General features: G+C 74.8%; 20 protein-coding genes. 9 read left to right on the forward strand and 11 right to left on the reverse strand.

Going from position 1 to position 23,567, the window contains the following annotated elements; translation table 11 throughout:
• Positions 1 to 181 precede the first annotated feature (181 nt).
• Positions 182 to 388 (forward strand): hypothetical protein, encoded by a 207-nt coding sequence (locus tag AB0411_RS22915; protein WP_366419262.1) that lies wholly within the window; start codon positions 182 to 184, stop codon positions 386 to 388.
• Here AB0411_RS22915 and AB0411_RS22920 read toward each other — a convergent pair.
• Both AB0411_RS22920 and AB0411_RS22925 read right to left on the reverse strand, forming a co-directional pair.
• The gene (locus tag AB0411_RS22920) at positions 343 to 990 is read right to left on the reverse strand and encodes an HAD family hydrolase (protein ID WP_366419150.1); all 648 of its coding nucleotides are present in this window, start codon (positions 988 to 990) and stop codon (positions 343 to 345) included. The genes AB0411_RS22915 and AB0411_RS22920 overlap by 46 nt on opposite strands.
• A 59-nt stretch (positions 991 to 1,049) precedes the next feature.
• A complete protein-coding gene (locus AB0411_RS22925) occupies positions 1,050 to 2,216 on the reverse strand; it encodes a hypothetical protein (protein WP_366419151.1) in 1,167 nt (388 codons plus the stop codon).
• A 200-nt stretch (positions 2,217 to 2,416) separates the two neighbouring features.
• On the opposite strand from AB0411_RS22925, the gene AB0411_RS22930 reads away from it, so the two are divergent.
• Both AB0411_RS22930 and AB0411_RS22935 read left to right on the forward strand, forming a co-directional pair.
• Positions 2,417 to 4,927 (forward strand): helicase C-terminal domain-containing protein, encoded by a 2,511-nt coding sequence (locus AB0411_RS22930; RefSeq protein ID WP_366419152.1) that lies wholly within the window; start codon positions 2,417 to 2,419, stop codon positions 4,925 to 4,927.
• A 178-nt stretch (positions 4,928 to 5,105) separates the two neighbouring features.
• Positions 5,106 to 6,758 (forward strand): DNA repair helicase XPB, encoded by a 1,653-nt coding sequence (locus AB0411_RS22935; protein ID WP_366419153.1) that lies wholly within the window; start codon positions 5,106 to 5,108, stop codon positions 6,756 to 6,758.
• Between the two features lie 126 nt (positions 6,759 to 6,884).
• Here the strand turns inward: AB0411_RS22935 and AB0411_RS22940 are convergent, their stop codons facing one another.
• Together AB0411_RS22940 and AB0411_RS22945 are read right to left on the reverse strand one after the other, a co-directional pair.
• Positions 6,885 to 8,096 carry a glycosyltransferase 87 family protein gene (locus AB0411_RS22940; protein WP_437043081.1) on the reverse strand — a complete coding sequence of 404 codons (1,212 nt, stop codon included), beginning with the start codon at positions 8,094 to 8,096 and terminating at the stop codon, positions 6,885 to 6,887.
• Between the two features lie 218 nt (positions 8,097 to 8,314).
• A complete protein-coding gene (locus AB0411_RS22945; protein ID WP_366419154.1) occupies positions 8,315 to 8,617 on the reverse strand; it encodes a hypothetical protein in 303 nt (100 codons plus the stop codon).
• A 369-nt stretch (positions 8,618 to 8,986) separates the two neighbouring features.
• Between AB0411_RS22945 and AB0411_RS22950 the strand changes: the two genes are divergently transcribed.
• Positions 8,987 to 11,182 carry a HelD family protein gene (locus tag AB0411_RS22950; protein ID WP_437042992.1) on the forward strand — a complete coding sequence of 732 codons (2,196 nt, stop codon included), beginning with the start codon at positions 8,987 to 8,989 and terminating at the stop codon, positions 11,180 to 11,182.
• Positions 11,183 to 11,201: 19 nt separating this feature from the next.
• On the opposite strand, the gene AB0411_RS22955 is transcribed toward AB0411_RS22950, so the two are convergent.
• Both AB0411_RS22955 and AB0411_RS22960 read right to left on the reverse strand, forming a co-directional pair.
• The gene (locus AB0411_RS22955) at positions 11,202 to 13,523 is read right to left on the reverse strand and encodes a serine/threonine-protein kinase (RefSeq protein ID WP_366419155.1); all 2,322 of its coding nucleotides are present in this window, start codon (positions 13,521 to 13,523) and stop codon (positions 11,202 to 11,204) included.
• Between the two features lie 147 nt (positions 13,524 to 13,670).
• Positions 13,671 to 14,393 carry a copper homeostasis protein CutC gene (locus AB0411_RS22960; protein WP_366419156.1) on the reverse strand — a complete coding sequence of 241 codons (723 nt, stop codon included), beginning with the start codon at positions 14,391 to 14,393 and terminating at the stop codon, positions 13,671 to 13,673.
• 398 nt (positions 14,394 to 14,791) lie between these two features.
• Between AB0411_RS22960 and AB0411_RS22965 the strand changes: the two genes are divergently transcribed.
• Complete coding sequence (locus AB0411_RS22965) at positions 14,792 to 15,478, forward strand: HD domain-containing protein (protein ID WP_366419157.1); 687 nt, start codon at positions 14,792 to 14,794, stop codon at positions 15,476 to 15,478.
• 145 nt (positions 15,479 to 15,623) lie between these two features.
• Entirely contained in the window at positions 15,624 to 16,952 is a 1,329-nt protein-coding gene (locus tag AB0411_RS22970) for a Cmx/CmrA family chloramphenicol efflux MFS transporter (RefSeq protein WP_366419158.1), read from the forward strand.
• A 256-nt stretch (positions 16,953 to 17,208) separates the two neighbouring features.
• Here the strand turns inward: AB0411_RS22970 and AB0411_RS22975 are convergent, their stop codons facing one another.
• From AB0411_RS22975 to AB0411_RS22985, 3 genes are all read right to left on the reverse strand, one after another.
• Complete coding sequence (locus tag AB0411_RS22975) at positions 17,209 to 17,754, reverse strand: pyridoxamine 5'-phosphate oxidase family protein (RefSeq protein ID WP_366419159.1); 546 nt, start codon at positions 17,752 to 17,754, stop codon at positions 17,209 to 17,211.
• A gap of 253 nt (positions 17,755 to 18,007) precedes the next feature.
• Positions 18,008 to 18,283 carry a DUF4031 domain-containing protein gene (locus tag AB0411_RS22980; protein WP_366419160.1) on the reverse strand — a complete coding sequence of 92 codons (276 nt, stop codon included), beginning with the start codon at positions 18,281 to 18,283 and terminating at the stop codon, positions 18,008 to 18,010.
• Between the two features lie 56 nt (positions 18,284 to 18,339).
• Positions 18,340 to 18,702 carry a hypothetical protein gene (locus AB0411_RS22985; protein ID WP_086721693.1) on the reverse strand — a complete coding sequence of 121 codons (363 nt, stop codon included), beginning with the start codon at positions 18,700 to 18,702 and terminating at the stop codon, positions 18,340 to 18,342.
• A 130-nt stretch (positions 18,703 to 18,832) separates the two neighbouring features.
• Here AB0411_RS22985 and AB0411_RS22990 point away from each other — a divergent pair, with 130 nt between their 5' ends.
• The 3 genes from AB0411_RS22990 (at position 18,833) to AB0411_RS23000 (ending at position 22,776) form a co-directional block, all read left to right on the forward strand.
• Positions 18,833 to 19,798 carry a MurR/RpiR family transcriptional regulator gene (locus AB0411_RS22990; RefSeq protein WP_403151294.1) on the forward strand — a complete coding sequence of 322 codons (966 nt, stop codon included), beginning with the start codon at positions 18,833 to 18,835 and terminating at the stop codon, positions 19,796 to 19,798.
• Between the two features lie 176 nt (positions 19,799 to 19,974).
• Positions 19,975 to 20,913: an N-acetylmuramic acid 6-phosphate etherase gene (murQ, locus tag AB0411_RS22995; RefSeq protein ID WP_366419161.1), complete on the forward strand. Its 939-nt coding sequence runs from the start codon at positions 19,975 to 19,977 to the stop codon at positions 20,911 to 20,913.
• Between the two features lie 171 nt (positions 20,914 to 21,084).
• Entirely contained in the window at positions 21,085 to 22,776 is a 1,692-nt protein-coding gene (locus tag AB0411_RS23000) for a PTS transporter subunit EIIC (RefSeq protein ID WP_366419162.1), read from the forward strand.
• A gap of 48 nt (positions 22,777 to 22,824) precedes the next feature.
• On the opposite strand, the gene AB0411_RS23005 is transcribed toward AB0411_RS23000, so the two are convergent.
• Both AB0411_RS23005 and AB0411_RS23010 read right to left on the reverse strand, forming a co-directional pair.
• Positions 22,825 to 23,031, reverse strand: coding sequence for a hypothetical protein (locus AB0411_RS23005; RefSeq protein ID WP_366419266.1), 207 nt, complete (start codon positions 23,029 to 23,031; stop codon positions 22,825 to 22,827).
• The gene (locus tag AB0411_RS23010) at positions 23,031 to 23,279 is read right to left on the reverse strand and encodes a hypothetical protein (RefSeq protein ID WP_366419163.1); all 249 of its coding nucleotides are present in this window, start codon (positions 23,277 to 23,279) and stop codon (positions 23,031 to 23,033) included. Before AB0411_RS23010 ends, AB0411_RS23005 begins: the two co-directional genes overlap by 1 nt.
• Between the last annotated feature and the right edge of the window lie 288 nt (positions 23,280 to 23,567).

Genomic DNA, 23,567 nt, shown 5'->3' on the forward strand with positions numbered 1-23,567 from the left:
GAGGGGCTGGACAGCAGTGCAGCGGGCCGCAGGACCCGCCGTCACCAAGGCTAATGGTCCCAAGGCCGGTGACAAGACGCCGCCGGGTGGATCCTCGGTGCTTCTGGCCCCGACTTACCCTGGTCAGGTGTCTGACGAAACGCCCCAGGCCGGGGATCTGCTGGTCCGAATCGGCGCGATCATGTTCCTAGTTGGCGCAGTGGCCACTCTCGCCACGGTGGCGCCGCTGTTCCTCGGGACCGAACCGCTGCCGTCCGTCTTCTACTGGCTGTGCATGCTGATGGGCCTCGGCTTCCTCGTCGCGGCGACCGGAGTGATCCGTTCCGCCCGCGCCGGGCGCCGTCAGGCAGCGGCGCCGTCGCCGCCGTCGGCGCCCTCCGCCACATAGCGCGCCAGCCAGGACGGGAACTCCGCCAGGCCGGCGAGCACCACGTCGGCGCCGGCCTCGCGCAGCTCCGTGGCGTCGCACGGGCCGGTGGCGACCGCGACCGACAGCGCGCCGGCGGTGCGCGCCCCCACGACGTCGCCGGTGTGATCGCCGACGTAGACCCGCGCCTGGTGCGCGCGCAGCGCCTCGGCCTTGGCCTCGGCCCACAGCGAGCCGACGAGGGCGTCCGCGTCGAGGCCGAGGTGTGCCAGGTGCAGCTCGGCGCTGGGCTGGTACTTCGCCGTCACCACGATCGCCCGGCCGCCCGCCGCGTGCACCGCGTCCAGCGCCTCGCGGGCGCCGGGCAGGGCGGGCGACGCGGCGATCGCGTACTCGGGATAGAGCGCGCGGTAGAGGTCGGCGATCTCCGCCACCCGCTCCTCGGGGAACCAGCGGCGGACCTCCTCCTCCAGCGGGGGCCCCAGCCGGCTCACCGCGAGGTCGGCGTCGACGAAGGTGCCGGTCCTGGCCGACAGCTCCTGGTACGCGGCCTTGATGCCCGGACGGGAGTCGATCAGGGTCATGTCGAGGTCGAAGCCGACCGTGAGGGGGTGCGCAGCCATGCCCGCCATTGTGCCTGCGCCGGCGGGACCGGCCGGAGGAGGCCCCTGTCCCGGCCCCCTCACCGCGGCACCCGCCGCATCCGCCACACCAGGAACAGCGCCGAGGCGACCGCCGCCACCCGCACCACCCCCGGCAGCCCGTCGAGCATCTCCTGCCCCAGCCGTCCCTGCGCGATCGGCTCGCCCCAGCGCCCGTCGAAGCGGCCCCACAGCCAGACCACCAGACCGCCGACGACGGTGCCCGGCACGCCGAGCGCCGCGATCTTGGCCTCGGTCCGGCTCAGCCGCCGGGAGACGTAGGCGAGGCCCCAGCCGCCCGCCAGCGCGAGCCACGACCCCAGCGCCGCCCCGGCCACCAGCAGCAGGACGGCCAGCGTCAGCACCGGGCTGAGCGGCGCCCGCGCCGGCACGACCACGGCCTCCCCGGCGTCGGCCGCGGGCGCCGCGCCGGCCGCGGCACCGCGCCGCCGCCCGAGCACCCGGCGCACCAGCCGCGGCAGCGGGCGCCCGGCAGGGGCCGCGCCGTCCTCGCCGGCGCCCTGCGCCCCGTCCGCTTCGGCGCCGTCCTTCTCCAGCGACAGCGGGTCGCTCTTCGGCCGGTCCCATATCTCCGGGATCTCGATCCCGCCGACGAACCCGGGCACGGTCTCGCCCGGCCCGAACGGCGCCGGCTCGACCCGCCACCAGTCGGGCGCGTCACCGTCGCCCAGCTCGTCCGCGCCGGCCAGGTGCGGCGGCAGGCCGGCGGACGGCGCGGGGGCAGGCCCGGCGTCGCGCGGGGCGGGCACCGTGCCGTGGGAGGTGTCCTTGCCCTGCGCGGACGCCATGCCGCGCCGGGCCATACCGGTGAGCCTGTCGCGCGCGGCGGTCCACGGGCGGGGCTCCGCGGGCCGCGCCGGCTGCGCGGGGGCCGGGCCGAGCGGTACGGAGGGCCCGGCGCCCCGGGCGCTCCCGGTCTCCGGCGCCCGCGCCGCCGGGCCGCCCCAGGACGCGCCCGGCATCCGGTCGTCCGCGCTGCCCGCGGCCGCGACCACCGCCTCCGGCGTCCCCAGCCGCGCCAGGACCCGCTTCACCCCCGACACCGAATCGGCTTGCTGACCGTCTATCTCCGCCCGGAGCCCGGTGACCAGCCGCATCCGGGTGGCGGCGGGCAGTCCCCGCTGCTGGGCCAGGTCGCCCACCCGGCTCAGATAGTCATAGACGAGCTGATCGCTCTCGATCCCCACGAAATCCCCTGCGGCGTCCGCTGGTTGCTGCCCCGACGGTACCGCCTCGACCGGCCGGCGGGCCGGAGGCCGCGGGGTCGGGGCGGGGGTGGCGTGCCGGGGGCCGCGGCGGGGTGGCGCGGGCGTGGCGATGCGGCGCTGTGCCGAGGCGTGCCCGCGCTCGCTCCCCGGTCCTGCCCCGTCCCGCTAACGTAGGACGAATGACCGGTACACCCCGCACCCTCGCCGAGGAGCTCAGGACCCGCACCGACCGCGGGCTCGCCGGGCTGCTGCGGGCACGGCCCGACCTGCTCAATCCGGTGCCGGGCGACGTCACCCAGCTCGCCACCCGGGCCGGGACGCGGGCGTCGGTGATCCGCGCGGTGGAGCGGCTCGACCGGTTCGTGCTGCAGACCGCGGAGGCGCTGGCGGTGGCGCCCGACCCGTGCCCGTACGACACGCTGGCCGCGCTGATGGCCGGGGACGCCGGGGACCCGGCGGTCGCCGCCGAGCTGCCCCGGGCGGTGGCGGAGCTGCGGGCGCAAGCGCTGGTGTGGGGCCCGGACGACCGGCTGCGGCTGGTGCGGACGGCCCGCGAGCTGCTCGGCCCGAGCGCCGCGCACCCGTCGCCGACCGGCCTGGGCCCGACCGTCACCGAAGCCGCGGCCGGCATGTCGCCGGGGCGGCTGCAGGAGATCCTCGCCGCGGCCGGGCTGCCCGCCACCCACGACCCGGTCACCGCGGTCGCCGCGCTCACCGGGCTCTTCACCGACCGCGAGCGGATGGCGGCGCTGCTGGACACCGCGCCCGCCGAGTCCGTCGCCGTCCTCGACAAGCTGCTGTGGGGCCCGCCGTACGGCGGGGTCACCGACCGCCCGGCACCACATCTGCGGTGGCTGCTGGACCGGGGCCTGCTGATCCCGGCGGGCGCCCGCAATGTGGTGCTGCCGCGGGAAGCGGCGCTCCATCTGCGCGCCGGGCGCGCCCATCACACCCCCGAGCCGGTCCCGCCCGCGCTCGTGCCCGTCACGGAACGCGATCCACAGCTTGTGGACAACGCGGCCGCGAGCCAGGCGTTCACCGCGCTGGCGACCGTCGAGGAGCTGCTCAAGGAGTGGGACCTGGGCGGGCCGGCCGTGCTGCGCGCCGGCGGGATGAGCGTCCGCGACCTCAAGCGGACCGCCACCGCCCTGGACACCACCGAGCAGCTCGCCGCCTTCTGGCTCGAACTCTCCTACGGAGCCGGGCTGATCGCCTCCGACGGCGAGGCCGACGAGCGGTTCGGGGCCACCCCGGCCGCCGAGGAGTGGCTGCAGCTGCCCGACCACGAGCGCTGGGCCGTGCTCGTCGCCGGCTGGCTCGCCGCGACCCGCACGCCGGGCGTCGTGGGCACCGCCGACGCCAAGGGCCGCGCCCTGGCCGCCCTCGGCCCGCACCTCGACCGCTCCCCCGCCCCCGAGGTCCGCCGCCGCGCCCTCGCCCTCCTCGCCTCCCTGCCGCCCGGCGCCTCCGTACCGGCGACGGCGGTCCTGGCCCGGCTGCGGTGGGAGCGTCCGCTGCGCGGCGACGCGGCAGCGGGACAGATCCCGGCACCGGCCGCCGGCCGGACCCCGGCCGCCCCCGCCGCCCCCGTCCCCGCCGACGACCTCCGCTCACGCCTCGCCCAAGGGAGCCTGGCCGAGGCCGAGTTGCTCGGCGTGACCGGCCGCGGCGCACTCTCCGCCCACGGCCGCGCACTGCTCGACACCGCAGCCGACGCGCCCCCCTCCCCCGCCGACTCCGGCGCCGCGGCGCACCGCGCCGCTGCCCTCCTCGCCCCGCTCCTGCCCGAACCCGTCGACCACGTCCTCCTCCAGGCGGACCTGACGGCGGTGGCCCCCGGGCCGCTGGAGCGCCCGCTCGCCGAGGCGCTCGGCGTGCTCGCCGACATCGAGTCCAAGGGCGGCGCGACGGTCTACCGCTTCACCCCCGCCTCCGTGCGCCGTGCCCTGGACGCCGGCCGCTCCGCCGCCGAGCTGCAGGAGTTCCTCACCGCGCACTCCCGCACCCCGGTCCCCCAGCCGCTCGCCTACCTCGTCGACGATGTGGCCCGGAAGCACGGCCGGCTGCGGATCGGCGCGGCCGCCGCGTACGTCCGCTGCGACGACGACGCGCTGCTCTCCGAGATCCTCGCCGACCGGCGCGCCACCGCCCTCCGGCTGCGCCGGCTCGCCCCGACCGTGCTCGCCGCCCAGACCTCCCCCGACCAACTCCTCGACGGCCTGCGGGCGATGGGGTACGCCCCGGCCGCCGAGTCCGCCGCCGGTGACGTGCTGATCGCCCGCGCCGACACCCACCGCACCCCGCCGCGCACCGCCCCCGTCCCGGTGCCCGACGGCCCGCCGTCCCCCGACGCCACCCTCCTCACCGCGGCGGTCCGTGCCATCCGCGCCGGCGACCTCGCCGCCACCGCCGAACGCAAGCCCGTCCACACCCCCGCCCCGGCCCCCGGCGCCCTCCCCCGCACCACCTCCGCCGAGACGCTGGCCACCATGCAGGCCGCGGTCCTGACCCACTCCGCGCTGTGGATCGGCTACGTCAACGCCGACGGCGCCGCCAGCCAGCGGGTCATCGCGCCGGTCCGCGTCGAGGGCGGCTTCGTGACGGCCTACGACCACACCTCCGACGAGGTCCGTACCTACCCCCTGCACCGGATCACGGGGGTGGCGGAGCTGGCGGACGACTCGGTCTGAGCGACGGGCGGGCGCGGCCCCGCCCGGGCCCCGACGGCCGTCACTGCCGATCGCCGCGGCAATGCGGCACACTGGACGTTTGGCCGTGTGTGCGGCCGAGGCCGTGGGCCGGTGATCGACGGCCCGGGCCCGCGGCCGGTGCCGGCGGCCGACAGCCGGGAAGCGAAAGGCGAGGCGTGTGAACGGACCCCTCATCGTCCAGAGCGACAAGACGCTGCTGCTGGAGGTGGACCACGACCAGGCGGACGCCTGCCGGCGGGCCATCGCGCCCTTCGCCGAGCTGGAGCGGGCGCCGGAGCACATCCACACCTACCGGGTGACGCCGCTCGGGCTGTGGAACGCGCGGGCCGCCGGGCACGACGCCGAGCAGGTCGTCGACGCGCTGGTGCAGTTCTCGCGGTACCCCGTGCCGCACGCGCTGCTCGTCGACATCGCCGAGACCATGTCCCGCTACGGGCGCCTCACCCTGGTCAAGCACCCCGCGCACGGCCTGGTGCTGACCTGCACCGACCGCCCGGTGCTGGAGGAGATCCTGCGCTCGAAGAAGGTGCAGCCGCTGGTCGGGGCCCGGCTGGACCCGGATTCCGTCGTGGTGCACCCCTCGGAGCGCGGGCAGATCAAGCAGACGCTGCTCAAGCTGGGCTGGCCGGCCGAGGACCTGGCCGGCTATGTCGACGGCGAGGCGCACCCGATCGAGCTGGACGAGAACGGCTGGGCGCTGCGGCCGTACCAGCAGCAGGCGGTCGAGGGCTTCTGGCACGGCGGCTCGGGCGTGGTCGTGCTGCCCTGCGGCGCCGGCAAGACGCTGGTCGGGGCGGGCGCGATGGCGCAGGCCAAGGCCACCACGCTGATCCTGGTGACGAACACCGTCTCGGCCCGGCAGTGGAAGCACGAGCTGGTCAAGCGGACCTCGCTCACCGAGGAGGAGATCGGCGAGTACAGCGGGACGAGGAAGGAGATCCGGCCGGTCACCATCGCCACGTACCAGGTGCTGACGACCAAGCGGAAGGGCGTCTACCCGCATCTGGAGCTGTTCGACTCCCGGGACTGGGGCCTGATCGTCTACGACGAGGTGCACCTGCTGCCCGCCCCGGTCTTCAAGTTCACCGCCGACCTCCAGGCGCGGCGCCGGCTGGGGCTGACCGCGACGCTGGTGCGCGAGGACGGCCGGGAATCGGACGTGTTCTCCCTCATCGGGCCCAAGCGGTTCGACGCGCCCTGGAAGGAGATCGAGGCGCAGGGGTACATCGCCCCCGCGGACTGTGTCGAGGTCCGGGTCAACCTCACCGACTCGGAGCGGCTGGCGTACGCGACGGCCGAGACCGACGAGAAGTACCGCTTCTGTGCGACCACCGCCAGCAAGCAGAACGTGACCGAGGCGCTGGTCCGCCGCCACCAGGGCCAGCAGACGCTGGTCATCGGGCAGTACATCGACCAGCTGGACGAGCTGGGCGAGCACCTGGACGCGCCGGTGATCAAGGGCGAGACCTCCAACGCGCAGCGCGAGAAGCTCTTCGACGCCTTCCGGCAGGGCGAGATCTCGGTGCTGGTCGTCTCCAAGGTCGCCAACTTCTCCATCGACCTTCCCGAGGCCACGGTCGCGATCCAGGTGTCCGGCACCTTCGGCTCGCGCCAGGAGGAGGCCCAGCGGCTGGGCCGGGTGCTGCGGCCCAAGGCGGACGGGCACGAGGCGCGGTTCTACTCGGTCGTCGCGCGCGACACCATCGACCAGGACTTCGCCGCCCACCGCCAGCGCTTCCTGGCCGAGCAGGGCTACGCGTACCGCATCGTGGACGCGGACGAGCTGCTGGCGGCGGACGAGGACGTCTGAGCGGACGGTCGGACGGCGCGGACCCGCGCGGACGAGGACGTCTGCGCCGGAGTCCGGGCGGACGGCAGGGCCCCGCCCGGCTCCCGGCCCCCGGCCTGCGGCTCCCCGGGTCGCGGCTCCCGGTGCTCAGCGGGCGCGGGAGCCGCTGGGCAGTTCCTCCCCGGCGCGCTGTGCCGGAAGCCGGCCGCCCGGGACGCCCGCCACGAGGGGGGCGCCGGGGACGGCGGCGGGCTGCCGCGTCCACCGGACGACGGCGGCCAGCAGGACGAGTCCGAGCACCGGATACGGGGCCGCGAACGGCTGCTGCCACCACGCGAAGTGCAGGTCGAGGTCGCCGGTGTGCGGGATGATCCACATCGTGCGGGCGGCGAAGGCGAGGGTGACGGCCGCCAGCAGCGCCCGGCGCCACGGCCTGCGCCGGGTGCGGGCGGCGAGCGCGGCCAGCAGCGGCACGCACCAGACCCAGTGGTGGGACCAGCTGATCGGCGAGACCAGCAGCGCCGTGACGGCCGTGCACAGCACGCCCCAGCCGTCCAGACCGCGCCGCAGGTACACCCGGCGGGCCGCGCAGAGCCCGGCCGCCGCGGTCAGCAGCGCGGGCACCGCCCACAGCAGGCCGGGCTCGGGGGTGTGCAGCACACGGCTGATCAGGCCCTGGAGCGACTGGTTGTCGACGATCCAGGCCGTGCCGACCCGGCCCGTCTCGAACATCCGCCGCGTCCAGAACTCGACGCTGGCGTCGGGCAGCACCAGCCAGCCCAGCAGCGCCGAGGCCAGGAAACCGCCGAGGACGGTGCAGGCCGCCTTCACCCGCCCGGTGACGAGGAGATAGAGGCCGAAGAGCGCGGGCGTGAGCTTGATGCCCGCCGCGATGCCGGTGGCGAACCCCTTGAGCCGGGCACCGTCCGGGCGGGAGAGGTCCCACAGGACCAGACAGGTCAGCGCGAGATTGACCTGCCCGAACACGAAGGTCTGGAAGACCGGCTCCAGCCAGAGGCCGAGCGCGGTGCAGGCGAGGACGAGGGGCGCCGAGCCGGCGGCCCTGCGCAGTCCGGCGGCCTTGCAGGAGAGGTGGATGAGCAGTGCGAGCAGGGCCGCGTTGACGAGCGCGCCCACGATCATGAGGTTGCCGAGGGAGAGCCAGGTGGTCGGTATGAAGAGCACGGCCGCGAAGGGCGGATAGGTGGCCGGAAGAGCCCACTTGGTGACCGTGAAACCGTAGAGATCACCGCCGTCCCTGGCCGCCTGGCCCTCGGCGCGGTAGACCGCTATGTCGGACATCGGCATCGGCATGACCTGGTAGAGCAGCCACAGTCCGGCAAGCGATGCCACGAGCAGCGCCGTCGCGATCACCAAGCCCCGGGGGCGGGCGATGCCCTGCCCCCAGCTCCGTCTCCCCGTCCGCGTCCCCTCGGCGGCAGACACCCCTCGTCCCCTCCCCGTCGCCCTGCGTGCTCCTCTGGCGGCGACGCTAATGGATCGCGGCCGACGAGCCGTAACGGTTTCCGGTCATCCGGAAGTCGGCACAGATGTGCTCCGCTCCGCCGCCCGCCGGATCAGGCGTCCGTCTCCCCGGACGCCCGCCGCCGGCCTCCGCCGCCTCTGTCGTCCGGAGATCCGCCGCCCCTGTCGTCCGGGGAATCGTCGGTGGAGTCGTCCGCGTACTCGCCCATGACGGCGACGCTGAAGGCGGCCGTGGCGAAGACCTTGATCGCGCGGAGGGCGTTGCCCACGACGTAGCGGTGCTCGTGGACGGGCGCCGCTTCGCGCGCGGGGTCCGTGCCGAGGGCCGTGGCGCCCTTGGCCGGGTGGAGGGAGACCGGGTGTGCGGAACCTGGGGGAATCGCTGCGCTGCTCATGTCTCCATGATGAAATTCACGCGATTGCAGCACATCGGTCCATAGGTCCATCCCTGGACCCCGGCGTCAGTCTCCAGACCCACTCCGCCCCCTACGGGAGGGCTACGGCGCTCTCCGGGATCGTCCGCCCCAAAACGACCGCCGCAACCCCGCCGGAAATCCGTTGGCGCCCTTCCGGGCCGCTGACTACAATCGCGCGTCTGCCTGCCTCCCGCCGAGGAGTGCCGCCGGCCGGTCGGAAACCGGACGGCCCTTCGCTTCACGCCGCTGACCCGCGCCGCGCACGACCCGCGCCGCGCACCGACACCGGCCCGCCGCGCCCGCTCGCCCCGGCGCGCCCGCCGAAGTACCCGCCACGGAGGCAACGCCGTGCCCTCGCACGCCCCCCACCCCTCACCGACGGCGCCGCGCGCCGACAGCCCCTCGCCCTCGCCCGACCACCACCTGGCCGCCCCCGACACACACCCCGACGCCCTCCGGCAGGACCCCGACCCCCTCCAGCGCGAAAGGGCCCACCTGGCCGCCTCCCGGGCCGCGCTGCGCGCCATGCGCGAGGACGCCGAGGCGCTGAACATCGCCGATGTCACCGCGAACTGGGTCAACGCCGAGGTCCTGCAGGGCGAGATCGACGCCCGGATCAAGTCGCTCGCCGACCTCGCCCACACCCCGCTCTTCTTCGGCCGCCTCGACTACCTCCACGCCCCCGGCCTCGACCGGGCCGACGGCGCATCGCGAGGGACCCCCGGCCAGGGCGAGGGCGGGCGACGGGAGGGCGAGAACTTCTACATCGGGCGGCGGCACGTCCACGACGCCGACGGCGACCCCATGGTCATCGACTGGCGCGCGCCCGTCTCCCAGCCGTTCTACCGGGCCTCCAAGAAGGACCCGATGGACCTCCGGCTGCGCCGCCGTTTCGGTTACACGGCCGGGGAGTTGACCGCCTACGAGGACGAGCACCTCACCGACCCCGCGGAGGCGGAACGGACCAGCCGGCTGCTCCAGTCGGAGATCGAGCGCCCGCGCGTCGGCCCCATGCGGGACATCGTCGCCACCATCCAGCCGGAGCAGGACGAGATCGTGCGGGCCGGCATCGGCGGCTCGGTCTGCGTCCAGGGGGCGCCGGGCACCGGCAAGACGGCGGTCGGCCTGCACCGTGTCGCGTACCTGCTCTACGCGCACCGTGAGCGGCTGGCCCGCACCGGCACCCTCGTGATCGGTCCGAACCGCTCGTTCCTGCACTACATCGAGCAGGTGCTGCCGGCCCTCGGTGAGCTGGAGGTCAAACAGGCCACGGTCGACGACCTGGTCGCCCATGTGGACGTGCGCGGCACGGACGAGGCGGCCGCCGCGACGGTCAAGGGCGATGCGCGCATGGCCCAGGTGCTGCGGCGGGCGGTCCGCTCGCACCTCACGATGCCGCAGGAGCCCTGCGTGGTGGTCCGCGGCTCCCGCCGCTGGCGCGTACCGGCCTATGAACTCGAAGAGATCGTACGGGAGTTGAGGGACCGGGACATCCGCTACGGAGCCGCCCGCGAGGCGCTGCCGCAGCGGATCGCGCACGCCGTGCTGGTCCGGATGGAGCAGGCGGGCGAGGCCCCGGACGACCGGGTGCAGGACGCGGTGGCCCGCAACCCCGCCGTGAAGGCCACGGTCAAGGCGGTGTGGCCGCCGGTCGATCCGGCCAAGCTGGTGCTGCGGCTGCTGGGCGACGCGGAGTTCCTGGCCGAACAGGCCGAGGGGATCCTGACGCCCGAGGAGCAGAAGGCGATCCTGTGGGCCAAGCCGGCCCGCGGCGTGAAGAGCGCCAAGTGGTCCGCCGCCGACGCCGTGTTGATCGACGAGGCGATGGACCTGGTCGCACGCACCCACTCCCTGGGCCATGTGGTCCTCGACGAGGCACAGGACCTCTCCCCCATGCAGTACCGCGCGGTCGGCCGCCGCTGCACGACGGGCTCCGCGACCGTCCTCGGCGACATCGCCCAGGGGACCACCCCCTGGGCGACCGGCACCTGGGAGGAGGCCCTGACCCACCTGGGCAAGCCCGGCTCGGTCGTCGAGGAGCTCACCCAGGGCTTCCGTGTGCCGCGCGAGGTGATCGCCTACGCGTCCCGGCTGCTGCCCGCCATCGCCCCCGACCTGACGGAGGCCACCTCCATCCGCGAGTCGGCGGGCGACTTCGAGATCCGCGCGGTCGCACCGGCGGATCTGACCACCGCCGCCCTCGCCGCCTGCGACGACGCGCTGGCGAAGGAGGGCTCGATCGGCCTGATCGCCGCGGAGGCCCGGATTCCGGAGCTGCGCACGGCGCTGGAGGCGGCGGGCGTGACGTGCCTGGCACCCGGCGAGGAGACCTCGGCCGAGGCCCGGCTGACGCTGGTGCCCGCCACGCTCGCCAAGGGCCTGGAGTACGACTACGTCGTCCTGGACGAGCCGGCCGCGATCGTCGACGGCGAGCCCGACGAACGCACCGGCCTGCGCCGCCTGTACGTCTGCCTGACCCGGCCGGTGTCCGGCCTGACGGTGGTGCATGCGGCGGCGCTGCCGGAGGCGCTGGCCGGCCCCTGAGGACCGGCCGCCGCGGGCGTCAGGCGACCTTGGCGCAGATCATGGTCCGGCCGTCGTACACGTTCCACGAGTAGCGGTAGTGGCCCGGATCGGCCGGACAGGAGTTCGTGCCGGCCGAGGCCGGCAGGACTGCCGTGACCTGCATGATGTAGCTGAACTCCCGCGGCACCCGGCCGGCACTGCAGCTCCACGCGGTGAGGAGGTTCGCGGGGCCCGGCCGGCCGCCCGCGGCCTTCGCCAGGAAGCACTGACCCGTGCGGAACTGCCGCTCCACACACAGGTTGGTGAACGTGCGGTCCACGCTCGTGTGCCACCAGCTGCCGCGCCCGCCGCCGGACGTGCACCCGGCCCCGGTCGCGGCCACCCGCAGCACCCGCAGATAGGCGTCGGCCGCGCCGCAGCCGACCTGCTGCGGCGCCGTCCGGCTCCAACTGCCGTAGCCGTTCTGGTACGCGTCGAGGCAGTCGCCGGCCCGTACGGAAGCGAAGGCCCGGTCGGCCGGGGTGGGGGTGCGGGACGCCGGGGTGGTGGGCGCGGAAGCGGTCCTCTCGCCGGTGGAGCCGCCGCTGGTGGACGTGCCGGTCGTGGAGGTGCCGGTCGTGGCCGCGGAGCCGGTTCCGCCGCTGGAGTAGGTGCCCGTCGTCGAGCCGGAGCCGAGCCCTCCGCTGGAGTACGTACCGCTCGATGTGCTGCCCGACGTCCCGCCGCCCGACGTCCCGCTGCTCGTCGAGCGGGCGGTGTCGCTGCCGTCCCAGGGCTTCCAGACGAAGACCACGAGCGCGATGACCGCGATCACCACCCAGAAGCAGCCGGACGAGGAGTCGGCGGTCTTCGCGGCGGAGGGGGGCGGCGCCGGGGTGGCCGCCCTGGCCTTCGCACCGGAATTCGCCCCGGACTTCGGGCCGGGCGGTGGCGTGCTGGCCGCCCTGGCCTTCGGGCCGGACTTCGGGCCGGACTTCGGGCCGGACTTCGGGCCGGACTTCGGGCCGGGCGATGACGCCCCGGCCGCCCCGGACTTCGCGCCCGACGGCGGCCGGGGCGGGGAGGCCGCGCCCGCACTCCCCTTGGCCCGTGCCCGCTGCTCGCCCCGCGCCTGCTCGGCGCGCTGGCGCCGCGCCCGCTCATCGCGTTCGCGGCGCTGCTCCTTCTCGGTCTCCGCGGCCGCCCGCGCCCTGGCCGCCGCCCGCCGGCGGTCCTCCGCCTCCTTGCGCTCCCGGGCCTCGCGCGCCCTGCGCTCCCGTTCGGCGCGCTCCTTCTCCTCCTGCTTCTGTCGTGCGGCCCGCTCCTCCCGCTCCTTGCGCGCGGCGTGCTCCGCCCGTTCCTCCCGCGCCGCCCGCTCCGCGGTGGAGACCCGGGTGGGCCCCGGCGGCGGCACCTGCCGCGTCCGCTCGTCGACCGTGAGCGCCTCCGCCGGAGCCGCTCCCCCGTCCTCGCGCAGCGCCCGACCGTGCGCCTCGTACGCCTCGATCCGTGCGGTCCACCGCGGCGGCAGCCACCGCTCGCCGCGCCGCGAGGTGGGCGACCGGTCGAGTTCCTCCAGGAACTGCCGCAGGACGTCGGCGGGTTCGGGCCGTTCGCCGGGGTCGGCGGCCAGGCAGGGGCGGATCAGCGGGATGAGTTCCTTGGGCAGCCCCGTCAGGTCGAGTGCGCCGCGCTGGACGAGGGTGAGCAGCCGGATCGTGTCGGCGGTGTCGGGGTAGGGCGGGCGGCCGACGGCGAGGTGGAAGAGCGTGGCGCCCAGCGAGTACACGTCGGACGCCGTGGTGGACGGCTCGGCGCGCGCCTGCTCGGGCGAGGTGAAGGCGATGGTGCCCAGCGTCAGGGAGGTGCGCGTGATGTCGTTGGCGTGCGAGATGCCGAAGTCGATCAGGCGCGGCCCGGCCAGGGGCAGCAGGATGTTCTGGGGTTTGACGTCACGGTGGACGATGCCCGCCTCGTGCAGGATCACCAGGGCCTGCGCGGTGCCGGCCGCGATCCAGCGCACCGCCGACCCCGGCAGCCGCCCCTCGCTGCGCACGAGCTCGGACAGTGCCGGCGCCGGTATGTACTCGATGGCCATCCAGGGCCGCTCGGCGTCCGGGTCGGCGCCGCGCACCCGGGCCGTGAAGGCGCTGTCGATCCGCCGGGCCAGCGTCACCTCGCGCGCGAAGCGCCGCCGGTCGGTCTCGCTGACCAGGCCCTCGGCCAGCAGCGTCTTGACCGCGACGAGCGAGCCGTCCGCCGTGGAGCGCGCCAGATAGATCCGCCCCATCCCGCCCGAACCGAGCCGCCCCAGTAGCCGGTACACCCCGAGCCGCTGCGGATCGTCGCCGCCGAGCGGCTTCATGCCGATGCCGGTCATGCCGTGACCCTCCCCCTGGTCCCGCTGCCGTGACACCTGTCACACAGTGGCACGGCGACGGGAGTTGAGGAAGCTGGCGAGCGGGGAGCCCGAGGGCGCACGTACGCCTGTTTGATGCGCCTGCGCGCCGGGGTGCCGGCCGGTGGCTCAGACCCGCTGTGCGACGGGCTGGTCCAGCGCCTCCCGCCAGGTCCGTACGGCCGCCGCATCCACCGGTGCCGACCAGCCGGCGGGCCGGGCGGCGCCCCCGATGTGGAACGCGTCGAGACCGGCCGCGCGCAGCGCCGGCAGATGACCGAGCGCGAGCCCGCCGCCGACCAGGATCCGCGGGCCGTACCCGGGCTCGTCCGCCGCCGTGCGCGCCTGCTCGGCCAGCAGCGTCGGCACGCCCGCGTCCACGCCCTGCGCGGCACCGGCCGTCAGATAGGTGTCGAGCCCCGCGCTGCCGGCCGCTCCCGACAGCTCCTTGCGCAGCGCGTCCCGGTCGGCGGCCCGGTCGATGGCCCGGTGGAAGGTCCACCGGCAGCCGTCGATCGCCCCGGCCAGCGCCGCCACCGCTTCGAGGTCCGGCCGCCCGTCCGGCGTCAGAAAGCCGAGGACGAACTCGTCGGCGCCCTCCGCCCGCAGCGCCGTGGCCTCCTCGCACAGCGCCGCCACGTCACCGGCCGCGAAGCCGTCGGCGGCCCGCAGCATCACCCGCAGCGGAAGATCGACGGCCGCCCGGGTCGCCGCGAAGACCGCCCGGGGCGGGGTGAGCCCGTCGGCCGCCATGTCCGTGACCAGCTCCAGGCGGTCGGCCCCGCCGGCCCGGGCGGCGACCGCGTCCTGCGGGCCGAGCGCGATCACCTCCAGGAGCGCGCGCTTGCTCATATGACCCAATCCTTCGATGACGACGTGACGAGACGGACAACGTGCGGAGACGGACCGCCACCGCAACAGGTCTAGTCCAATATCCCAGACTACGGGCCACCCGGCGCCCCGGGGGCCACCTCGACACCGGCACGGCCGGAATCCGCCCGTACGCCTCAGTGGCGGGGCGTATCGGCGGGGCGTATCGGCGGGCGAGGCCGGTGGGCCTCACTGGTACGCCTGCCCGGATGACCGGCCTCCGCCCCGGCCGCCACACCCCGGCCTCGCGTCGCGGCCGCCCGGGACCGCCCCGGGCGGCGCACGCCCACCGCGCCTGCCCGCCGCGACCGCGCCCCCGGCGGACCGGACATCGCCGTCCGCCCCGCTCTCCGTACGGATCCCGAGGCACAATGGCGGGCATGACCCCCGTGTCCCGTACGGCAGACGCCACCACCGACCCGGTGCCGGAGCTGCGGCAGCGCTGGGCCGTGACCGTCGCCAAGGCCCGCGGCACCAAGAACCCCTCGGCCCCCGACCCCGCCCCGTACGCGGACAACCTCCTGTCCCGTTGGCGCGAACCGCAGCGCCACTACCACACCGTCGACCACCTGACCGCGGTCCTCTACCGCATCGACGAACTGGCGCAGCACGCCGACGACTTGCCCACCGTCCAGTTGGCGGCCTGGTTCCACGACGCCGTCTACCGTCCGGACCGCTCCGAGAACGAGGAGCGCAGCGCGGCCCTCGCCGAACGCGCCCTGCCCGAGCTGGGCATCGGCCCGGCCCGCACCGCCGAGGTCGCCCGCCTGGTGCGGCTCACCGTCACCCACGACCCGGCGCCCGACGACCCGGACGGCGAGGTGCTGTGCGATGCCGACCTCGCCGTGCTCGCCGGCTCCCCCGACGAGTACGCGGCCTACGCGGCCGCGGTCCGCGCCGAGTACGCCTTCGTCCCCGACGCCGACTTCCTCGCCGGCCGCGCCGCCGTGCTCTCCCAACTCCTCGCCCTCCCCCACCTGTTCCGGACCCCCCGCGGCTACGACCGCTGGGAACACCTCGCCCGCCGCAACCTCACGACGGAGCTGGATCTGCTGCGGGGGGCGTAGGGGCAGGGCTCACGCCCCCTGCGGCCCGTCCGCTTCCGGCGGCAATACGGCACCGCAGCACACACCCGCCCCGCGAGCACACACCCGCCACCGCGGAACCCCCGCCCCGGGAATGCGAGCCGTCCTATCGCTGTTAGTAGCTGATATGCCAGCTCCGCCCGACCGCGCCCGCCTGCCCATCGCCGTATACATCCTCGGTCTGTCCGTCTTCGCTCTCGGCACGTCCGAGTTCATGCTCTCCGGCATCCTCCAGCCGCTCGCCCGCGATCTGCGGGTCTCGATTCCGCAGGCCGGACTCCTGGTCTCCGCCTTCGCGATCGGCATGGTGGTCGGCGCACCGGTGCTCGCCGCCGCGACGCTCCGGCTCCCGCGCCGGACGACCCTGATCGCCCTGCTCGCCGTCTTCGGCCTGGGCCAGGTGGCGGGTGCGCTGGCACCCACCTACGGCGTGCTGTTCGCCTCCCGCGTCGTGAGCGCGCTGGCCTGCGCCGGCTTCTGGGCAGTGGGCGCGGCCGTGGCCGTCTCGCTGGTGCCGGTGACCGCACGGGCCCGCGCGATGGCGGTGATGGTCGGCGGCCTGAGCATCGCCAATATCGCCGGCGTCCCGGCCGGCGCCCTGCTCGGCCAGCACGCCGGCTGGCGCGCCGCCTTCTGGGCCGTGGCCGGCCTGGCCGTGATCGGCCTGCTCGGTGTGGTCGCGCTGGTGCCGCGGACGGCCGTGCCCACCGGCGACGACCGCCCGCAGCTCCGCCGCGAGCTGGCCATCTACAAGGACAAGCAGGTCTGGCTGGCGCTGACCGCCACGGCCCTGAACGGCGCGGCGGTCTTCGCGCTCTTCTCGTACCTCTCGCCGCTGCTGACCGACACCGCCGGCCTCGCCGAGAGCTGGGTGCCGACGGTGCTGGCGCTGTTCGGCGTCGGCGCGCTGATCGGTACGTTCATCGGCGGCCGGATCGCCGACGCGCACCTCTTCGGGACGCTCTTCGGCGGCATCATCGCGTCCACGGTCGTGCTGACCGTCCTGGCGCTGACCGCACACAGCGCGGTCGCCGCCATCGCGCTGTCGCTGCTGCTCGGGGTGACCGCGTTCACCACGGCCCCGGCGCTCAACGCCCGGATGTTCAACGTGGCGAACGCCGCGCCGACACTGGCCGGCGCCACCACCACCGCCGCCTTCAACATCGGCAACACCCTCGGCCCCTGGCTCGGCGGCCTGGCCATCGGCGCAGGCTGGGGCTACCCCTCCGTGGCCTGGACCGGCGCCGCACTGGCCGCCGGCGCCGTCGTCACCACCGCCGTCGCCTTCCGACTCCACCGCGCGAGGAGCAGCTCCCGCCTGATCGCCTCTTCGGCCGCCGCCTCGTCCGCACCGTCGGCACACCAGCCTTCGGGTATGACGGGGACCGCGGCCGCAGGAGCGACCGGAGCGGCAGAGGCAGCAGCTCTGGGGGCGCAGGGGCCGGAGAGCCGGTAGCCCGGAGAGCCGGTAGCCCGGAGGGCCGGCAGACGCGAGGCCCGGCGGGGCAGGACCGAGCCCCGCCGGGCCGTGGAGACGGGGCGGGGCGGGCGGAGGCGGACCGGGCCGGGCCTCACCCGGGGGCAGCTCCGCCGGAGGAGAGCATCGCGGGAAGCCGGCCGAGGTCGCCCGCGCCGCACCCCGCGGCGCCCGGTGGCCCTGTTCGCCCCGCAGCTCCCCGCGGCGCCCCGACAGCCCTGGCCCACCGCCTCCCTCACGCCCCGCCGTCAAACCTCCACCGGGTCTGGCTGTAGGTCTCTCCCCGGCCGAACCCGAAGGCCGTGACCGGCTCGACGCGGAAGACCACGGCCCGGTTGCCGTGCCCTCCGTAGAACGCACCGTCGCGGACGTCGAAGTGCCAGTCGCTGCCGTACTTCTCGACGTACAGCTCGGCCAGTCGGCGCAGTGCCGGCTCGTCGCCGACCTGCACCGCCTCACCCTCGACGACCACATCGAGCCCCGCGTGCAGATCGTTGCCGCCGGCGGTCGAGGTCGTCAGCACGCAGTGCGCGTTGGTTTCGAGGTTCTTCGCCTTGCGTTCGCCGGGGCCGGTGCAGAAGTGGAGGGCGCCGTCCGACCAGACGGCGAGCAGCGGGGTGACATGCGGGCGGCCGTCGGGGCGGACGGTGGCGAGCCAGAAGATCTCCGCCTCGGTCATACCGCCGACGGCCGCGCGCCATCCGGTCGCCGTGGCGTCCTCGCTGCTGTAGTCGGGGTCGAGATCGGTGGCCGGTTCCCGGTCCGGTTCGCTGGCTGACATGGCTGTCCCCTTCCGATACGGCGCGCGGTCAGGCCCATCGTGCGCGGGCCCGCCGTCGAGCCCCCGCTACGACGCGCCGCAGCGGTCCGTACGGGACGCGAAGCCACGGCCGAACGCGAGGCCACGCCGAACGCGAGGTCCCGCCGGGCCCGACGCCACGCCGCGGACCCCAGTACGCCGTGCGCCCCACCGCGCGGGGCACCACGACCATGCCACGCCGGGCACCGCACCACCCCGCTCCCCCTCCCCCGCCTCACACCGTCGGCGCCGGCCGGTTCTTGGGGCGCCGCAGCCCCGCGGCCGTCAGCCGGCGCAACAGCTCCTTGCTGCCGACCTCCACGGCCCCGGCCCGCACCGCGTCGCCGTACCGCTCGGCCGGCAGGTCGTAGTGGTCGCGCTCGAACGCCCGCCGGGGCGCACCGATTCCCGCCGCGAAGGCGTGCAGTTCGTCGAAGGAGTGATCACTGACCAGGTGCGACCACATCCGGCCGTGCCCGGGCCAGGTGGGCGGATCGATATAGATCGCCACGTCAGTCCGCCCGCCGGATCGCTCTCGCCAGGTCAGCCGGCCGCGCCATCGACACCTCACCCCTCCATGGGAGCGCCGAGCCGCCCGACCCGCGCCACCGCGACCGCCGTCTTGGGGCAGACCCAGTGCGGGTCGGGCCCCAACTCCGGTTCCACATCGAGCGCATGGGGATCGCCCGTCTCCGTGCACACGGGGCACAGCGGCCAGCGGCCGTACCGGTCCAGCAGGGCGTCCTGGACGTCCTGCGCTATCAGTCCCGCGACGAATGCCGCGCCTTCAGGCCATTGCTCCACCCACCACCGGCGGTGGACCACCGCGTCCTCGACAAGGGAGACGATGTCGGCGTCGGCCACCTTGTCCGCCATCAGGTCGGCGAGCACCAGCGCCCGCGCGGCGTGCAATGCCTGTTCCAGCTCCATGCCTCCCATTGTCCCCCGACCACCGATCGGCGAAGGGCGTTGTCCACAGCCCCGGAGCCGATCGTGCGCATTGTCCACAGCACTCGCGGAGGGGATTGACGCCACGCGTCGATGAAATTACTTTTCAAGCGTGAGCAGTAGCGTGAAGGAAACTTTCAAGGACGTGAGGGACGGGAAGGACGCGGCCGTCGAGACCCGACCGGCCCCGGCCCCACCCGCCCCCGCCGCGCTGGCCGCCAAGGTCCGCACCCTCGCCCCGACGATGACCCGCTCCATGCAGCGGGTCGCCGAAACCGTCGCGAGCGACCCGGCAGGCTGCGCCGCCCTCACCGTCACCGGCCTCGCCGAGCGGACGGGCACCAGCGAAGCCACCGTCGTGCGGACGTCCCGGCTGCTCGGCTACCCGGGCTACCGCGACCTGCGGCTCGCCCTCGCCGCGCTCGCCGCGCAGCAGGCGGCCGGCGGCGCGCCCGCGGTGACCGCCGACATAGCGGTCGACGACTCCCTCGTCGACGTCGTCGCGAAACTGGCGCAGGAGGAACAGCAGTGCCTGGCCGACACCGCCGCGGCACTGGACGTCACCCAGCTCGAAGCCGCCGTCGCCGCGCTCGCCGGGGCCCGCCGCATCGATGTCTACGGCATCGGGGCCTCCAACCTCGTCGGCCAGGACCTCGCCCAGAAGCTGCTGCGCATCGGCCTGATCGCGCATGCCCACGCGGACCCGCATCTGGCCGTGACGAACGCGGTGCAGATGCGGACCGGCGACGTCGCCCTCGCGATCACGCACTCCGGGCGGACCACCGACGTCATAGAGCCGCTGCGGGTGGCCTTCGACCACGGCGCGACGACCATCGCCATCACCGGACGCCCGGACGGCGAGATCGCCTCGTACGCCGACCACATCCTGACCACGTCCACGGCCCGCGAGAGCGAACTGCGGCCGGCCGCGATGTCGTCCAGGACGAGCCAGCTGCTGGTCGTGGACTGCCTGTTCATAGGGGTCGCGCAGCGTACGTACGAGACCGCGGCCCCCGCGCTCTCCGCGTCCTACGAGGCCCTCGCCCACCGCCACTCGCCCCGCAACCACCAGCGCTGACCGCCCGCTGCCCCACGGCGCGGCTGCCCGTTCCGCGACGGCGGCACCGCGCAGCACCCGCGGCACGGCGGCACCCCTCGACACCACTACCCCGACGACACCGCACCCCTCAACGAGGCAGCCCCAGAGCACCGTCCCCCACACCCGAGCCCGACCCGGAAAGAGCCGTCATTGCCATGACCTCCACCGCCGACTACGCCCATCTGCGCGCCCAGTTGGACACCCTCACCACCGAGGCGTTCCGGCCCGAGCTCGCGGACATCGACCGCCGGTCCACCCTGGACATCGCCCGCACGATGAACGACGAGGACGCCACCGTCCCCGCCGCCGTCGCCCGCAGCCTCCCCGAGATCGCCGCCGCCATCGACGCCACCGCCGCGCGCATGGCCCGCGGCGGCCGGCTGATCTACGCCGGAGCCGGGACGGCCGGCCGCCTCGGCGTGCTGGACGCCAGCGAATGCCCGCCGACCTTCAACACCGACCCGGCCGAGGTCGTCGGGTTGATCGCGGGAGGCCCTGACGCGATGGTCTCCGCCGTCGAGGGCGCCGAGGACAGCACGAAGTTCGCCGTCGAGGACCTGACCGGGATCGGCCTGACCGAAGCCGACACGGTCGTCGGCATCTCCGCCTCCGGCCGCACGCCGTACGCGATCGGGGCCGTCGAGTACGCCCGGGGCCTGGGCGCCCTGACCATCGGTCTGTCCTGCAACGCCGATTCGGCGCTCGCCGCGGCCGCCGAGCACGGCATCGAGATCGTGGTCGGCCCCGAGCTGCTGACCGGTTCCACCCGGCTCAAGGCGGGCACCGCCCAAAAGCTGGTGCTCAATATGCTCTCGACCCTCACCATGATCCGCCTGGGCAAGACCTACGGGAATCTGATGGTCGACGTCCGCGCCTCCAACGAGAAGCTGCGGGCCCGCTCGCGCCGTATCGTCGCGCTCGCCACCGGCGCCACCGACCTGGAGATCGAGACGGCGCTGCGCCGCACGGACGGCGAGGTGAAGAACGCCATCCTCACCCTCCTCGGCGATGTGGACGGCCCGACCGCCGCCCGCCTCCTGGAAGCCGCCGGCGGCCATCTGCGCGAAGCCCTCCAGGCCGCCAAGTCCCGCTGAGACCCGCCCGGCCCCGCTGGGATCCGGCGGGGTCCGCCGAGATCACCGGGCCCCGGAGCCCACAGCGCTCACCGACACCACCCGGCCGGCCTCACCCCGGGCCCGCCTCCTCCCCCGACCCCCGCTCCGGCCCCCCTGCTCCTGGTTCGTCTCCACAGCAAGGCACCCCATATGCCCGATGACAAGAACCGCGCCACCGCCGCCGCGATCCTCCCCCTCGTCGGCGGCGCCGAGAACGTCACCTCCATCGCCCACTGCATGACCCGGCTCCGGCTCGGCGTCCAGGACCGCTCCCTGGTCCGGGACGAGGCCCTCAAAGCGCTCCCGGCCGTCCTGGGTGTGGTCGAGGACGACACGTACCAGATCGTGCTGGGCCCGGGGACGGTCGCCCGGGTCACCCCCGAATTCGAGCGCCTGGTCGAACAGGCCGGCGCCCCGGAACCCCCGTCCCTCGCCCCGGCCGCCGGCACCCGAACCCCTGCCTCCGCTCAGGAGCCGGACGCCCCACCGAAGACGCCCGCACCCGCCTCCTCCACCGCCGAGGAACTGGCCGCTCAAGGCGCCGCCCTCAAGGCCCGGCAGAAGGCCAGGAACTCCACCCCGGTGAAGCAGTTCCTCCGGCGGATCGCCCAGATCTTCGTCCCGCTGATTCCGGCCCTGATCGGCTGCGGCATCATCGCCGGCATCAACGGCCTGCTGGCCAACCTCGGCTGGCTGCCGTCCGTCGTCCCGGCGCTGGCCGCCCTCGCCTCCGGCTTCATGTCCCTGATCGCCGTCTTCGTCGGCTACCACACCGCCAAGGAGTTCGGCGGCACGCCGATCCTGGGCGGTGCGGTCGCCGCGGTCATCGTGTTCCCCGGCGTCACCCACGTCACCGCCTTCGGCCAGAAGCTCGCACCGGGCCAGGGCGGTGTCCTCGGCGCACTGGCCGCGGCCCTGCTCGCGGTCCGGGTGGAGAAGTGGTGCCGCCACGGGGTCTTTCCCGGCCGGGGCAAGAAGAGAGCCTGGGGAAAGGTCCCCGAGGCACTGGACGTCCTCGTCACCCCGACCCTGACCGTCCTGGTCACGGGCCTGGTCACGCTCTTCGGCCTGATGTTCCTCGCGGGCGAGGTCTCCACCGCCATCGGCACCTCCGCCACCTGGCTGCTGGCCCACGGCGGAGCCCTCGCCGGCCTCGTCCTGGGCGGCCTCTTCCTCCCCCTCGTGATGCTGGGCCTCCACCAGGCCCTGATCCCGATCCACACCACCCTCATCGAGCAGCAGGGCTACACCGTCCTGCTCCCGATCCTCGCCATGGCGGGAGCGGGCCAGGTCGGCGCGGCCCTCGCCGTCTACCTCCGGCTCCCGCGCAACCGCTCGATCCGTACGACCATCAAGTCGGCCCTCCCGGCAGGTTTCCTGGGCGTCGGCGAACCCCTGATCTACGGCGTCTCGCTCCCCCTGGGCCGCCCCTTCATCACCGCCTGCATCGGCGGGGCCTGCGGCGGCGGCTTCGTCGGCTTCTTCAACCAACTCGGCGACGCCGTCGGCTCCACCGCCATCGGCCCCTCGGGCTGGGCCCTGTTTCCCCTGGTCAAGGGCAACCAGGACATCGCCACCACCCTCGTCGTCTACGCCCTGGGCCTGGCCGTCGGCTACCTCACCGGCTTCCTCGCCACCTACTTCTTCGGCTTCAGCAAACAGCTGCTGACGGAGCTGAACGCCGACCCCGACGCCGCCGCTCCCGGCCGGGCACAGCCCGGCCCCGACCCCGACATCGCCGCTCCCCACCGCGCACAGCCCGACTCCGCAGCCGGCCCAGGGCCCATCGCCCCGGGCACGCCGACCGCCCCGGGCACGCCGGCCGGCCTCGGAACAGGCTGAGGGGCCGGCACCCGCTTCGTCCGGGAGAGCACCTCGGGTGACAGTCCCTCAGGGGATCCGGCTCTCCCAGTTCCGTTCCCTGAGGCGGGCCACCAGTACGGCGGACGGCGGGGCGGTGCGCAGTAAGTGCGGCGGGCAGGTCCACGCCGGGCCGCCGCCGGGCGCCCGGAGCTGCACCAACGGCCCCTGCTGGCCCACGACCCGGCCGACGCGCCCGTCCCGCCCGTCCACCGCATAGCTGCCGGGCGACGGCATCACGGCTGACCCTCCTTCGGGCCGTGCCCGGGGGCGGCGGTCTTGGCGTAGTCCACCAGGACGTCGGCCAGCCGCTGGGCGGTGTCCAGATTGCAGCGCCCCAGCTCGACCAGGGGCGCCATCACGCTGCTCGCGCACGACACCGGGTCGACGCAGAGGGAGGGCAGGGTGATCCCGACTGCCTGGAGCGCGGTGTGCAGTTCCGCCATGACGCCCTCGGCCTGCCGTACCCGATCACGCGCCGTCAACATTTCTCCTCATCACCTTCCACGCTGGGTGCCCCCGTCGTGCACACAGCGTGGCGGCTGGCGGCCCAGCCTGCAGAGAGACGCGGATCCAACAACCGATCGTGTGTAACAGGGAGTTGCCACGACGCCGTCCCCCGGGCCTCTCACCCCGCCCTCGTCACCCCGCGCCACGCTCGGGGCCGGGCTCCGACCCCCGCACCTCCCACCCCGCCCCGACCGCACGCCCGCCCCTCGCACACCCGCACGCCCCGGCGCCCCGCCCTGCCCCCGCACGCAAAAACGCCGCCG

The organism is Streptomyces angustmyceticus, assembly GCF_040701845.1.
In the GTDB taxonomy this organism is placed as follows: domain Bacteria; phylum Actinomycetota; class Actinomycetes; order Streptomycetales; family Streptomycetaceae; genus Streptomyces; species Streptomyces angustmyceticus_A.

Excerpts from the sequence above, each read along its gene's own strand:
- AB0411_RS22915 (WP_366419262.1), top strand. The coding sequence starts at position 182 with ATGTTCCTAGTTGGCGCAGTGGCCACTCTCGCCACGGTGGCGCCGCTG.
- AB0411_RS22920 (WP_366419150.1), bottom strand. The coding sequence starts at position 990 with ATGGCTGCGCACCCCCTCACGGTCGGCTTCGACCTCGACATGACCCTG.
- AB0411_RS22930 (WP_366419152.1), top strand. The coding sequence starts at position 2,417 with ATGACCGGTACACCCCGCACCCTCGCCGAGGAGCTCAGGACCCGCACC.
- AB0411_RS22945 (WP_366419154.1), bottom strand. The coding sequence starts at position 8,617 with ATGAGCAGCGCAGCGATTCCCCCAGGTTCCGCACACCCGGTCTCCCTC.
- AB0411_RS22955 (WP_366419155.1), bottom strand. The coding sequence starts at position 13,523 with ATGACCGGCATCGGCATGAAGCCGCTCGGCGGCGACGATCCGCAGCGG.
- AB0411_RS22960 (WP_366419156.1), bottom strand. The coding sequence starts at position 14,393 with ATGAGCAAGCGCGCGCTCCTGGAGGTGATCGCGCTCGGCCCGCAGGAC.
- AB0411_RS22965 (WP_366419157.1), top strand. The coding sequence starts at position 14,792 with ATGACCCCCGTGTCCCGTACGGCAGACGCCACCACCGACCCGGTGCCG.
- AB0411_RS22970 (WP_366419158.1), top strand. The coding sequence starts at position 15,624 with ATGCCAGCTCCGCCCGACCGCGCCCGCCTGCCCATCGCCGTATACATC.
- AB0411_RS22975 (WP_366419159.1), bottom strand. The coding sequence starts at position 17,754 with ATGTCAGCCAGCGAACCGGACCGGGAACCGGCCACCGATCTCGACCCC.
- AB0411_RS22985 (WP_086721693.1), bottom strand. The coding sequence starts at position 18,702 with ATGGAGCTGGAACAGGCATTGCACGCCGCGCGGGCGCTGGTGCTCGCC.
- murQ (WP_366419161.1), top strand. The coding sequence starts at position 19,975 with ATGACCTCCACCGCCGACTACGCCCATCTGCGCGCCCAGTTGGACACC.
- AB0411_RS23000 (WP_366419162.1), top strand. The coding sequence starts at position 21,085 with ATGCCCGATGACAAGAACCGCGCCACCGCCGCCGCGATCCTCCCCCTC.
- AB0411_RS23005 (WP_366419266.1), bottom strand. The coding sequence starts at position 23,031 with ATGCCGTCGCCCGGCAGCTATGCGGTGGACGGGCGGGACGGGCGCGTC.